Origin of the sequence: Streptomyces sp. NPDC002773, from assembly GCF_040295605.1 — a bacterium.
In the GTDB taxonomy this organism is placed as follows: domain Bacteria; phylum Actinomycetota; class Actinomycetes; order Streptomycetales; family Streptomycetaceae; genus Streptomyces.
Map to the genome: position 1 here is coordinate 51,254 of NZ_JBEOVO010000026.1, position 13,029 is coordinate 64,282.

A 13,029-nucleotide genomic window follows, 5' to 3' on the forward strand; every position below is an offset into this window, starting at 1 on the left:
CGGGGCCGGTATGCCCGGGCCCGACCGGGTCGCACGCGTACCCCCGCACCTCTCCGCCCGTGCCACTGCCCCGGCGGTCGCGGAACATGCCCGGCGTCCCCGGAGGGGTGGAACGCGCCGACCGGGGTAGTCGCGAGCCGCGGGCCCCCTGGACGAGAGGAGGAGACCCATGAAACTCCTGACCATGGGAGTCGAAGAGGAGTTCGTCCTCGTCGACCGGGACGGACGCGCCCCCGTCGGCCGCGCCCCGGACGTGATCGCCTCGGCCGCCCGTGCCGTCGGCGACCAGGTGCAGCCCGAGTTCTTCAACGCCCAGATCGAGACCATCTCCCGCCCCACGGCCTCGTCCCCGGACCTCCGCGACGAGCTGGTGCGGCTGCGCGCGGCGATCGGTACCGCCGCCGACGCGGAGCATTGCATGCCGGTTGCCACCGGCACCCCCGTGGTGCCGCCCGAGCAACCTCTGACCGTCACCGACACCGAGCGCTACCGGCGGATGGCGTTCCGCTTCGCCTCCCACTTCAGCACGGTCGACGGTCTCGTCTGCGGTTGCCACGTCCACGTGGGGACCCTCGACCGCGAACTCGCCCTTGCCCTCTCCCGCCGGATGGCGCCCTGGCTGCCCGTCCTCCAGGCCGTCACCGCGAATTCCCCCTTCGCGCGGCGGTGCGACACGGGCTTCGACAGCTGGCGCTCGGTCGAGTACGCGCGGTGGCCCACCGTCGGCCCGGCCCCCGACCTGGACGAGGCCCGGTACCTCGCCCATGTGGCCGAGCTGGTGCGGACCGGGACCCTGCTCGACCGGCGCATGGTGTACTGGCACGCCCGGCCGTCCGAGCACGTGCCCACCCTGGAGATCCGCGTCGCCGATGCCAACGCCGACGTGGACACGGTCGTCATGATGGCGGCGCTCGTCCGCGGTCTCGCCACGACCTTCCTTGCCGACGAGCACGAGGGCCGGCCCGCACCGCGCGTCCCCGTCCGGAGGCTCCTGCTCGCGCACGACCTGGCCGCCCGGCACGGTCTCTCCGGATACGGCATCGACCCGTGCACCGCCCGGGAACGGCCCGCCGTCGAGCTCGTCGACCGACTCGTCGAACGGGCCCGCCCGGCCCTGGACCTCGCCGGCGACACGGAGCAGGTCCTCCGCCAGTGGCGCCGTATCCGCGCCCACGGTGCCGGGGCGACCTGGCAGCGGGCCGTCTACCGCCGGCACGGCCGGTGCACCGAGGTCGTGGACGCCCTCGCCGCGCTGACCGCGGCGGCCTGAGGGGCCGGCGGGGCGAGCGCCGGCCCCCTCAGGCAGCCAGCCGCCAGCCGCCAGCCGCCAGCCGCCGGCCGCCGGCTCAGCGCTCTACGCCACCGCCCCCGCCCGCTCCCCGGGCGCCCGACCCAGTGCGCGGATGGCCGGAACGCAGAGCATCACGCCCATGCACACAACGCCCACCACCGACGAGAACAGCAGCACCCGGTCCGCTCCGAAGGAGTCGGCCGCCGGACCGGCCAGGGCCCGGCCCAGCGGGATGACCATGATGGAACCGGCCACGTCGTACGCCGAGACGCGGCTCAGTACGGCCAGCGGGATGTGGGACTGCACACTCGTCGCCCACATGACGCCCCAGAAGGCGAACCCGCAGCCCGCCACCACCCCGGTGAGCACCGTGGCGGTGAAGGACCAACCCAGGGCGGGGGCAAGAGGGTTGAGCGTGAAGAAGAACATCGCGCAGGCCCCGGCGACGAGCGGTCGGCGCGGTCGGACCCGCATGCCGAGCAGGCCTCCGACGACCGTGCCGGCGCCGTCGGCCGAGGCGATCCAGCCGTACCCGCTGGCCCCGTGCTGTTCGGTGAGCAGCGCCGCGCCCAGCGGCAGGGCCGGGCCGAAGACGAAGAGGCCGTACACCGCCCAGACGGCGATGACCCCCCAGAGCCAGCCACGGGACCGGAACTCGTGCCACCCCGTGGCGAGCCGGTGCCACATCGGGTCGTCGCTCTCGTCTCTCGCCGTGCCGAGCTTGCGCAGCGGCGCGAGGCCGAGCGCGCTGAGCGCGTACGCCGCCGCGATGACCACGAAGGATCCCGCCACGTCCCAGTACGCCACGAGGAGGCCGGCGAGGCCGGGACCGAGCAGGGTGCAGATCGCCTCGGAGACGCGCAGGAGCGCGTTGGCCCGCTGGATGTCCTCGGCGACCTGGGGGACCAGGCTCGCCAGACCCGGCTGGAACATGGCGGTCGCCGCGCCGCTGAGCGCGAGGAGCGCCATGATCTGCCACAGCCGGACGTCCGTGGCGATCAGGAGCACCGCGAGCGCGAGCATGGCCACCATGCGCACCACATCGGCGCCGACCATCATCACCTGGGGCGTGAACCGGTCGGCGAGGACTCCGCCGAACAGGACGAGCAGCACGATCGGCGCCATCCACGCGGCCAGCGCGTACCCCACCCCGGCCGCGCCGTAGCCCGCCCCGAGGACGGCGGTCGTGAGCGACACCATCAGCATGCCGTCGGCGAGGAGCGACGTGCTGCGGGCGGTGAAGAACAGCCGGAAGCGGTGCGACCGCCAGGGGCTGGGGGGAGTGCCCTTCTCCCGTTGAGCGGTTGTCTCGTCCATCGTCATGTCACATCCGCCGGTCCCGGCCGGTCCCTTCCATGAGAATCCGCTGCCGGAGCCATGCGCTGCTCCGGTCCGCCTCCGCCGGCGGGTCCTGCACGATCACGTACCGGCGCGGGGCCAGTACCCCCGGGCGGCCGGGGAGGGCGTCCATCAGTGCGGCGTGGGCCTCCGCCGGAGTCAGCGGGGTGCCGCCGGCGGCGATGAACGCGGTCAGGGACGGCTCGGGGTCCGGGTTCGGCTCCTCCGTGCACGTGCTGCCCGTGCCCGGGTCGCCTTCCACCGTGACGTGTACGGGGAGCCCGCCCAGAGCCTTGCCGAGCGTCTCCGCCACGAGGGGCGGCGACGTCCAGGAGCCGTCCACCAGGCACCACCCCGGCCCGCGTTCGACCGGCCGGACCCCCGTCACGCCGGTGAGCGAGGCCAGCGGGACGTCCTCGGTGGCGGCCGCCTCCAGGAGCCGTACGAGGCCGGTGAGGAAGCCCTCCGCCTCGTCCCGCCCGAACAGGGCGGGATCGGCCCACATCCCCAGGTGGACCACCGGCTCGATCTGGTGGACGAAGGCCAGGACCCGGGTCGGCAGTACCTGCTCCGGGCCCCAACTGAGCTCAAGGTCGGGCCCCGTCGCGCCCTCGGGGTCCGCCGCGTCCCCGGCGGTCGCGGCGGTCGCGGACGTGACCGTGGCGACCGTGGCGGGGAGCGTGCTCACGTCGTTGAAGACGACATCGCGTGCGAACCCGCTGCCGCGCTCGAAGGTGACCCGCCCGATCATCTCCCACAGGGCGACCGCGTCGAACTGGCTGTGCCGGTAGGCGTTGAGCGCCGCACCCCAGGCTTTACGGAGCAGCGCGTCGAAGGTCGGGACCCGGACGTCGAGCGAGAGCAGCGCGTCCTGGGACACGGTGTTCACCGACCGGGCGAGCCGGGGGTGGAACCGGTTGGACGTGGGGACGGCGGCGACGCACGTGGCCTGCCCCGCACGGTGGGCGATGAGCGCGCACCACGCGGTCAGCAGCACCGTGGACGGCAGACCGCCGGTGCGTGCCGCGACGAGCGCCAGGGCTCGCGCGGCCCGCCGTGACCTGAGGGTGAGCTGCGGCGTGTCCACCTCTGTGCCCTCGGCGCCAGGCTCCGCGAACATGGCCTGGGGCCCGGTGCGGATGATCCACTCCCAGTGCCTCAGCGACGCCTCGGACTTCCGGAGCCCGGCCGGCGACGCCTCCTCGGCGGCCAGGTCGAGCGGGGTGAGGGCGGAGAGGGGAGGGAGCGCGTCCCCGGCGAGCAGCGTCAGCCACTCCTCCTTCAGCACGGCGAGCGCGCTGACGTCGGTCACGGCGTGGCTCGCCGCGAGGGCCACGAAGACGGGCGCGCCGGACTCGGCGACGAGGGTGATACGGAGGGGGAAGTCCCGGTCGAGCCGGAACCGTTCGACGCGGGCGGCGAGGGCCAGCGACTCGGCGTATCCGGCGACCTCGCGGGGAAGCTCCTCGTGATCGAGGACGGTGACGGTGAACTCGCCTTCCATTTGCACCACTTGTTCGCGGGGTGCGCTGCCCTCCGCGTGCGGGAACGTCGTCCGCAGGGCCTCGTGCCGTACCACAAGCGCGCGCAGGGCGTCGATCGCCGACTCCGTCCGCGTCCCTTCGGGGACCGGCCACACATCGTGGATGTTGATGTGCGCGGGCTCGTCCCGGAGCACGCAGCGGATCATGTTCGCCTGGCCCATCGTGACGGGGCCCCGGCGCTCCGCACCGCCCGTGTACGGGACGGTGAGGGTGTGGCGGTGGTTGGCCCTCCCATACGAGGACGCTCGGCTCGCGCGGGTCAGCGCCTCCCAGGCGTCGGTCAGGAAGGCGAAGTCCTCCATGTCCTGCCGGGCCTCGTCGAGGAGTTGGTCGCGGCGGGCGGCGAGGAGGTCCGCCGCCGTGGCGTAACGGCCGCCCAGGGCGCGGTACGAACGGTCGAGGACGTCGAGCCGTTCGGCGTTCTCCGCCCGGTCCGCACGGGTGCTGTCCCTCGTGAACCCGGCGACGGCGGAGGGGCGGACGTGGCCCTCCGCGTCGAGCAGGGCGTCACCGGCCTCCTTCATCCGGGTGCGGACGGCGTCGAGGTACGGCGTGGAGAGGAGGAACTTGGCGAACCGGACCTGGTAGGCGAGGAAACCTGCGTCCGAACGACGTTCCTCTGTATGGAAATTGACGATGTGCCTGTTGTGGAGGACGCCGGGCAGACCCGCGTCGTGGACCAGGTGGACGAGGAAGTAGTCGCTACCGATGGTGTCGGTGGCGGGCGGCAGCGGCACACGGCCGTAGACCTCGCGGTCGAACGCGATGTTGCACATGTCCACCCGTGTCGGGCTGACGCGCGTGAGCGTGGTGCGGTCGCCGGTGAAGGCGGCGTTCCCGGCGCCCCGGAAGGACTCGTCGATCAGGTTCCTGCGCCAGATCTCCGGATAGCCGGCGGGGATCGACAGGCCCACGACGTCCTCGTAGACGGCCGGGTCGAGCCGCCGGATCTCCGCGACGTCCACGGACATCTCGCCGACGAAGGAGCCGCCGACCATGGCCACCGGCCGGTCCGCGTACGCCGGATCGAGCCTGCTGCGGGACATCAGTCCGGCCACGTCGGCGGCGCGCCGCCCCAGGGCCGTGAGCTCGTGGTGGAGGGGGAAGACCGGTTCGCCGTCCAGGTACTGGTAGCGGCTGTCCGAGTCCCGGCGGTGCACCGACGTGCAGCCGAGGGCCTCCGCGATCAGGAAGGCGCGGTTGGTGCAGGCCCCGTAGGAGACGCCCGCCGGCAGGATCAGGTCGAGCAACCGGTCCTGCGCGGCGACGCCGGAGCGGGCGATCACCTCCCGCAGGAAGGCCCGCTGCTCGTCCTCGTCGAGGTGGTGCACGACCACACCCGGCGTCGGGGGGAGGGAGGCCACCACCTTCCGGTGCTCGGCGAGGACCGGGGCGTCCGACGAGTCGAGCACGAGAAACCGCACCTCGGCGCCGAAACCGCGGGCGCCGTAGGCCGCCTCCTCGGCCACGGCCCGAATCGTCGCGGCGCAGGCCCGGTCGGTGGGCAGGGTCAGACAGACACGGCGCACGCCGGCTCCCCGCTCTGGCCGGGGGCGGTCGGTGCGTCGTTCCACGAGGTGAGTCCGAGCAGCCGGCTGCCGAGTTCGTTCAGCGTCGCGGTGGGGTACCGCTCGGACTCGTGCAGTACGGGGTCGCCGACCAGGGTCCGGTTCCAGCGCGGGGTCCGTAGGTGCCGCCACGCGTCGACGCGGGACCGCTTCAGCCGCTCGTGCTCTTCGAGGGCGGGCATCATCGACAGGTACTGGACGGCCCGCACCTGGTCCCGGGAGGTGTTGCGCGCCACGCCGTGCGCGAGCAGACCGTTCCAGATCAGCAGGTCGCCGGGGTGCAGGTCGGGCCGTACGACGGGGTACTCCGTCCGGTCCACGGCCGGCCGGAGGGGGTCCCGATCGGCCGGCTGGTCGACCTTCCACTCCTCGAAGCGCCGGAACAGCTCGGGGCAGCACTGGAATCCGCCCGACTCGGGCCGGGTGTCGTTGAGCGCGATGATGCCCTGCACCCGCTGCGGCGGGACGCCGAGCGTCGTGTCGATGTCCCAGTGCAGCTCGATGTCGAAGCCCCGGTCCGTGGGCTCGATCAGGGCGCGGTCACGGTTCCGGATGTTGGGCGGGTTGAGGTTGAGCCGGTCCTGGGTGACCCACAGCTCCTCGCAGTCCCACACGTCCACGAAGGCGTCGTAGACCCGCTGGGCCTGCCGGTTGTCCCAGAGCAGCTGATGGTGGTACGCCTCCACGAAGCCGTACACGTGCAACTGCTGGTCCAGCTCCGAACGGAACGGTCGGTCCGCGTACCAGCTTTCCGGCCGGTCGGGGTCGAGGCCCTGGAACTCCCAGGTGAAGTCGAGCAGACGTCGCGCGGCCTCCGCCGGGACCGCCTCGCGGACGATGACGTAGCCGTACGTCTGCCAGTGGGCGAAGTCCTCCTCGGACAGCACCCGCAGCGGCCGTGTCTTCTTCAGCTCCCGCAGCGTGGTCTGGGCGAGGTAGGACTCGCCGTCCGCGCTGAAGTACGGCCGGTCCGAGGCCGCTCGGTGGAGACGGGGGCGGGGGCGGTGGGGAGCGGGTGTCGTCATGGGGTCCCTCCAGAGCGAGAGTCCATGGGTGCCTCCAGGGCGGGCGCCGGGGAGGCTCCTCGACCGATGGACAGCACGGGGCGACCCTCGGCGTGGGGCCGGTGGCAGACGGCATGGACGGACGGCGACGCCGTGGCGCGGGGTGCGGTGGCCACGTCGTACAGCAGGATTGGTTTAGACCATAGTCCCTGTCAAGTGCCATCTCGCTATGCGGAGTTGAATGGCTCGATCACTCCGGGTGCCACTCCGGCGGGGTCGTCGGGGTGGTCAACTTTGGTCTAGACAATAGCTGCGGAACTGGCTTAGTGTCCCCCTGCGCGGTCCGGTTTCTGATGGCGCATCAGTCGGCATGCACGCCGCCCCCATCCGACCGACACCCTCGACTGTTCGCCCACGCCCACAGGGAGCGGTTTTCCATGAGCACATCCAGCACCACAGCCCTGCCGGACGGCGTCCTGCGGAGTCCCGGTGCGGGCCTCATCACCCTCGACCCGGTCCGCACCGCGCTCCTGCGCGGCCTGGACGAGCTGCTCACCGGCCTTGCCGCACGGCTCTCCGCGCCCGAGGTCGTCGGCCCGCCGCTGCTGTCCGTGGAAGGCCTGGCACGCCTCGACTTCTTCCGCAACTTCCCCCATCTCGGCGTCTCCGCAGGCCGGTTCGATCCGGACGCACTCGACGGGCTCGCGGCCGGCGAGGCACCGGGAGGGCTGCCGCTCCGGCCGACCGGCTACCTCCTGCCGTCCGCCACCTGCTACGGACTGCTGCTCTCCCTGGAGGGCCGGGACGTCGGCGAGAACGGCCTCCGCCTCTCCGCCGCCGGCCGCTGCTTCCGCAACGAGACCCACTACGACGGGCTGCGCCGGCTGTGGGGCTTCCACATGCGCGAGGTCCTGTACCTCGGCACCAAGCAGGGCGCGGTGGAACACCTGGAACAGGGTGCCGAGTTCGTCCTGGAAGCCGCCGCACGTCTAGGCCTCGAACTCAACAGGGCCGTGGCCGACGACCCGTTCTACGACAAGGGCGGCTCCCGGGCCCGGCTGATGGCCCTCGACCCCGTCAAGCACGAGTTCTGCGCCCTCGACGGAACGGCCATCGCCTCCGTGAACCGGCACCGCAACTTCTTCGGCGAGCGGCTGGACATCCGCGCCGGCTCGGAAGGACCGGCGTACAGCGCCTGCGTCGCCTTCGGCCTGGAGCGCTGGGTCCACGCGATGATCCTCACCCACGGCACCCCCGAGCAGGCCCTGGACCGCCTCCGCGAGGCCCGCGCCTGAGACGGGGCCCGGCCCCCTCCCAGCCCCTCGCCCGCCCGGCCCCCGTGCCCCTCACGTATCCCGTACCACCAGTAAGGAGCGACCCCACCCCATGGAACGCATCGCCGCGTGGCTGCACGAGAAGAACCCCGGCCTCGACGGCCCGATCGACAGCGACGAGGACCTCATCGAGGCCCGTCTCATCGACTCGATGGACTTCCTCGAGTTCATCGACCTCCTGGAGGACCTCTCCGGCGCCACCATCGACCTCCAGGACGTCACCATCGACGACTTCCGTACGCTCTCCCGCGTCCGGCAACGCTTCCTGAGCGACGCCGTCGGCTGAGCGGCCCGCCCGGCGGCGGTGGCCCTCCGCTGCTCCGGCTGAGCGCCGGCGGCCCCGGTCGGGCGAATAACGCGCGCGTGTCGGGCGAACACAGGGCCCCGGGCGTGGTGCGGCGGCTCCCCGGTGGTAGGTCGTTCGCCATGCAGCCAGGCACAGCACCGACGGTGACCCCCTTCCTTCGCACGGCCGCCGCCTACGCGTGGCGGCTGCTGGTCGTCGGCGTGCTCGTCTACAGCCTGTTCGCGGTCCTCGGCCGCTTCCACGAGGTCGGCGTGGCCGTGTTCCTCGGCCTGGTGATCACCGCACTGCTGCGCCCCGTCGCCGACATGGCGGCCCGGGGGCTGCCCCGGCCGCCGGCGGTCGCCCTCACCCTGCTCGGCAGCATCGCGCTCGTCCTCGGCGTGCTCGCCCTCGTCGGCGAGGCGGTCGCGGGCGAGCGGACGACCCTGGTCCGTGAGTTCCGGGACGGCGTCGGCCGCATCGAGGACTGGCTGGAGCGGCCGCCGTTCCGGCTGGACCCGGGTGCGCTGTCCGACCTCCAGACCAAGATCGGTGACTTCCTGTCCAGCCACCGGTCGGCGCTGGTCAGCGAGGCGCTGAGCGGGGCGGGCCATGTGGTGGCCGTTCTGACGACGCTGGCCCTCGCGCTGTTCTGCGCGGTGTTCTTCATCCACTCGGGGGACCGGCAGTGGGCCTGGTTCCAGGAGCAGCTGCCGCGTTCGGTCCGCGACCGGGTGGCGATCGGCGGGCGCGCCGCCTGGCGTACCTTCACCGGCTACACCCACGGGATCGTGCTGGTCGCGGCGGTGAACGCGGTACTCGTGGGCATCGCGCTGTGGCTCCTCGGCGTTCCGCTCGCGGTGCCGCTGGCCCTGCTCGAATTCGTGGCCGCGTTCGTGCCCCTGATCGGCTCGCCCGTGGCCCTCGCTGTCGCCGCCGTCGTGGCCCTGGCGTCACAGGGCCCGCTGGTGGCGGCGATCGTGATCGCCCTCATCGTGGTGATCGGCCAGATCGAGGGGCACCTCCTGCACCCGCTCGTGATGAGCTGGGCGGTACGGCTCCACCCGCTGGTCGTGGCGATCTCCGTCGTCGCGGGCTCGATCGCCGCCGGCATCGTGGGCGCGGTGGTCGCGGTGCCGCTGGTCTCGGTGGTCTGGTCGGTGCACACGGCGCTACGGAGCGCCCGCGAGGCGACGGCGGAAGCCGGACCGCTCAAGGAGTGAGACGGTCGGGCCGCGTCACGGGGACACACAGGGGTTACGCCATGGGGACGGACGTCGGGCACCTCAAGCGGACAGCGCCCTGAGGTAGCCGGACAGGGCCGCCGTGGTGCCGCCGAGCGGGAAGCGGGCGGCGAGCTGCCCGTCAGGGCGTACGACGAAACCGGTCGCACCGTCGGGTCGGTAGAGCTGGGCGAACTCCCCGGCGGCGTCCCGGTACGCCGGCACACCGAGGGAGGCGGGCGGCGGCTGCGCGGGCCCCGCGGCTTCCCGAGGCAGGACGGCGAGGACGGCGGGGGCGGTGAGGGCCTCGCCGCCGGCCTGCCTCGCGTCGGCCGCCGCCCCGGCCAGGGCGGCGGCATCGGCCCCGTACAGGAGGACGACGTGCCCGGGACGCCCCCGCAGGATGTCGAGCAGACGCAGCGGGAAGGCCGCGATCGGTGTGGTCAGCCCGGCGCAGTCCGGGGCCCGGTCACCGGGCTGCGGCGCGTCGACCGGGCCGTACGGGGCGCCGGAGAGCGGACCGTCCCGGTAGCCGACGAGGAGTTGCGCCTCCCGGAGCAGCACGGTCCGCCGGTCGTCGGGGTCGTTCTCGAAGCCCTGGGTGGAGTGCCGGACGGTGCGGCCGACGACCTCCTCGCCCACCGGGCGGCGCTCGGCGTCGTAACTGGCGAGCAGCGCGGGGCCGGCCTCCCCGCGCACCACGAGGGCGAGCTTCCAGCCCAGGTTGACGGCGTCCTGGACCCCCGTGTTCATGCCCTGCGCGCCGGTGGGCGGATGGATGTGGGCCGCGTCGCCCGCGACGAAGACCCGCCCCACGCCGTAACGGTCGACGATGCGGTGGCTGATGCGGAAGACCGAGGACCAGCGAAGGCCGGAGAGACGGGCGGGGCGCGGAGCCAGCCGGTCGACGACGGCCTGGAGGTGGGGCAGGCCGGGCCCTGCCCCGCCCGCGAGACCGTGGTCGACGCGGTCGGGCGCCTCCTGTCCCCGGGTCTGTTCGGCCAGGTCGGGCGGGACCCTCATCGACATCCGGTAGCGTCCCGCGCCCGGCAGCGGGATGCAGACCAGCACGTCGTCGGTCGTACCGTCGGCGGCGCGGTGTTCGGAGCGGAGCGCGTACCCCGCGGGCAGATCCCAGCCGCCGTCGGCCACGACATCGCCCAGCATGTACGCCTCCGGGAACGCGCCGCCCTCGTACGAGAGGCCCAGCGTCTTGCGGACCACGCTGTGCGCGCCGTCGCAGCCGATCAGATAGCCGACCCGCAGCTCCTCGTCCGCTCCCGACGCGGTGCGCAGGCGTGCGGTGACACCGTCCGGGTCCTGGTCGAACGAGACCAGTTCGGTGCCGCGTTCGATGGCCGTCCCCAGGCCGACCGCGTACTCCTCGAGGAGGCGCTCGGTCTCGTACTGCGGCAGCGCGGCGAACCCGTAGGGCACCTCGGCGGGCAGTTCGAGATCGATCCGCGCGGCCTCCCTGCCGTTGACGTAGGTCAGTTGGCCCCGCATCGGGACCGCGGCCTCCAGCACGGCACGGACCAGGCCCATCCGGTCCCACAGCTCCAGGGTGCGCGGCTGGATCCCGACCGCCTTGGCGTAGGGCAGCCGGGCCGGCAGCCGGTCGACGAGCCGGCAGCGCACCCCATGGCGACGGAGCTCGCCGGCGGCGCTCAGGCCGACCGGACCCGCGCCCGCGATCAGTACGTCGGTGGTGGTGCCGGTGCGCGCCACGGGTGCCTCCCAGTCCTGGCCGGCCTCCGGTCGGGTCCCGTCCTCCATGGTCACCCGCGACCGCCCGTTCGGCCATCCGTGGCCCGGAGGCTTGCAGCGGCTGGCGCTCGGCCTCGGCCTGCTGGGGCGGCGGGTGGAGGCACGCGAGACGGCGCGGGAGGCGGTCGGTCTCTGGCGTCTGCTCGTGGGGCGGGGCATCGACGGCAGCCGGGGGGAACTCGCGGGCGCGTTGGTCAACCTCGGCAACCAGCTCGCCGAGACGGGCCGCCCGAAAACCGCCGGTGACCGGACGGTCCGGGACCTCGCCGAGCACGCGACGGGCGCCTTCGCGGCGGCCCGTACCCTCACGGGCCTCGGACGCACGGACGAGGCCCGCCCGTACTTCGCCGAAGCGGCCGTGCTCCGTGCCGAGGGCGGCGAACGCGACCCGGCCATCCTCGCGTTCGGGCGCCGGGGTCGGCGGGGCCGAGCGGCAGGACGAAGATCCGATCATTTAGCTCGATCGGGGCTGATAGGTCGGATTCGGTCGAGCAGCAGACCGGCGGCCTGGATGATCTTGGGCGAGACGCCTTCCCCTTGGGGGCATATCGCGGCTCCGAGGCGTCCTTTGTCGATTCTGGAGGATTGATGCGACACCCTGTCTCCCGTATCAGGACGCGAGTGCTGGCGATCGGACTCGCCCTGGCGGCGGCCGCGCTCGTGCCCTCGGGCTCCGCCGGTGCGGCTGATCAGTACGAGTGGGCCGCCCTGGGCGACTCGTACACGGCCGGCGGCTTCGTCGGTGATCCGGAGCCCGCGCTCGGTGATGCGTCGCGGGACGGCTGCGACCGCACCTACGGCGCCTACCCCGGCATCGTCGAGCGGGAGCTCGCCAACTTCCCGCCCGGTAAGCCCGTCCACCTGACCAATGTCAGCTGCGGCAACGCCACCATCGCCGACATCGCCACGGCCGAGCAGACGCCGATCAGCCCGGTCCAGCCTCCCACCGGAGGCTGGACCGCGGTCGACCCGCAGATCCAGCGGGCCAAGCTGAGCGACCGGACCGACGTCGTCACCATCGGCGTCGGCGGCAACAGCCTGCCCTTCGGCGGCATGCTCCTCAAGTGCCTCGAACTGGGTGCGACGCCCGGTGGCTCCTGCCGCGAGTACTACACCAACCCGCCCGAGAGGGAGGAGAGCATCAAGGACAAGCTCGCCAGGGTGCAGGACGAGTACATCGAGATGCTGGCCAAGGTGCACGAGGCCGCACCCAACGCCAGGGTGATCACCGTCGGCTACCCGGCCGTCCTGCCGGAGGACGGCAGTTCCTGCAACCGCGCGTCCCTCACCGAGCTGGGCCCGATCAAGCACGCCGACATCGACTGGCTCCGTGACGACGTACTCAAGCCGCTGAACAGCACGATCCAGCGGGTTTCGTCGTTCTTCGGCGACCGCTACGTCGACGTCTACTCCTCCAGCGTGGGCCACGACGCCTGCCAGCCCGCAGACACGAAGTGGGTCGAGGGAATCTGCGGCGACGCCGAGGACTACTGGCCCACCAAGCTCGCCGGCACCGTGCTGAACTGCGGTCTCATCCAGAAGCGCGTCACCCTGGTGCACCCCAATGGTGCGGGGTACGCCAACACCGCCACGCACGTCGAACGAGCCGTCCGCATCGCTCTCCTCGAACGCTGACCGGCGTTCGGAACCGGGCGGGCGTGCCCGGCGTCCCTC

Annotated in this window: 10 protein-coding genes; 6 read left to right on the top strand and 4 right to left on the bottom strand. The window is 72.8% G+C overall.

The features are described from left to right. The first annotated feature begins 169 nt into the window (after positions 1 to 169). The gene (locus ABT034_RS26400; protein WP_351219360.1) at positions 170 to 1,270 is read left to right on the top strand and encodes a carboxylate-amine ligase; all 1,101 of its coding nucleotides are present in this window, start codon (positions 170 to 172) and stop codon (positions 1,268 to 1,270) included. Between the two features lie 84 nt (positions 1,271 to 1,354). Here ABT034_RS26400 and ABT034_RS26405 read toward each other — a convergent pair whose 3' ends face one another. From ABT034_RS26405 to ABT034_RS26415, 3 genes are read right to left on the bottom strand one after another with little or no spacing between them, the layout of a single operon-like run. After that, positions 1,355 to 2,614, bottom strand: coding sequence for an MFS transporter (locus tag ABT034_RS26405; protein ID WP_351219362.1), 1,260 nt, complete (start codon positions 2,612 to 2,614; stop codon positions 1,355 to 1,357). A gap of 1 nt (position 2,615) precedes the next feature. Continuing rightward, positions 2,616 to 5,747 carry a DUF6271 family protein gene (locus tag ABT034_RS26410; protein WP_502973058.1) on the bottom strand — a complete coding sequence of 1,044 codons (3,132 nt, stop codon included), beginning with the start codon at positions 5,745 to 5,747 and terminating at the stop codon, positions 2,616 to 2,618. Further along, positions 5,684 to 6,766 carry a phytanoyl-CoA dioxygenase family protein gene (locus tag ABT034_RS26415; RefSeq protein WP_351219366.1) on the bottom strand — a complete coding sequence of 361 codons (1,083 nt, stop codon included), beginning with the start codon at positions 6,764 to 6,766 and terminating at the stop codon, positions 5,684 to 5,686. Before ABT034_RS26415 ends, ABT034_RS26410 begins: the two co-directional genes overlap by 64 nt. 416 nt (positions 6,767 to 7,182) lie before the next feature. On the opposite strand from ABT034_RS26415, the gene ABT034_RS26420 reads away from it, so the two are divergent. The 3 genes from ABT034_RS26420 to ABT034_RS26430 all read left to right on the top strand — a co-directional run bounded on the left by ABT034_RS26420 (position 7,183) and on the right by ABT034_RS26430 (position 9,588). After that, the gene (locus ABT034_RS26420; protein ID WP_351219368.1) at positions 7,183 to 8,040 is read left to right on the top strand and encodes a class-II aminoacyl-tRNA synthetase family protein; all 858 of its coding nucleotides are present in this window, start codon (positions 7,183 to 7,185) and stop codon (positions 8,038 to 8,040) included. Positions 8,041 to 8,131: 91 nt separating this feature from the next. Further along, a complete protein-coding gene (locus ABT034_RS26425) occupies positions 8,132 to 8,365 on the top strand; it encodes an acyl carrier protein (protein ID WP_351219370.1) in 234 nt (77 codons plus the stop codon). Positions 8,366 to 8,505: 140 nt separating this feature from the next. Beyond that, the gene (locus ABT034_RS26430) at positions 8,506 to 9,588 is read left to right on the top strand and encodes an AI-2E family transporter (protein ID WP_351219372.1); all 1,083 of its coding nucleotides are present in this window, start codon (positions 8,506 to 8,508) and stop codon (positions 9,586 to 9,588) included. A gap of 63 nt (positions 9,589 to 9,651) precedes the next feature. On the opposite strand, the gene ABT034_RS26435 is transcribed toward ABT034_RS26430, so the two are convergent. After that, the gene (locus ABT034_RS26435) at positions 9,652 to 11,316 is read right to left on the bottom strand and encodes an FAD-dependent monooxygenase (RefSeq protein WP_351219374.1); all 1,665 of its coding nucleotides are present in this window, start codon (positions 11,314 to 11,316) and stop codon (positions 9,652 to 9,654) included. Here ABT034_RS26435 and ABT034_RS26440 point away from each other — a divergent pair. Both ABT034_RS26440 and ABT034_RS26445 read left to right on the top strand, forming a co-directional pair. Next, on the top strand, positions 11,306 to 11,944 hold the full coding sequence (locus ABT034_RS26440) for a hypothetical protein (protein WP_351219376.1): 639 nt from the start codon (positions 11,306 to 11,308) through the stop codon (positions 11,942 to 11,944). The genes ABT034_RS26435 and ABT034_RS26440 overlap by 11 nt on opposite strands. Continuing rightward, positions 11,944 to 12,990 (top strand): SGNH/GDSL hydrolase family protein, encoded by a 1,047-nt coding sequence (locus ABT034_RS26445; RefSeq protein WP_351219378.1) that lies wholly within the window; start codon positions 11,944 to 11,946, stop codon positions 12,988 to 12,990. The genes ABT034_RS26440 and ABT034_RS26445 overlap by 1 nt, the downstream gene beginning before the upstream one ends. Positions 12,991 to 13,029 lie beyond the last annotated feature (39 nt).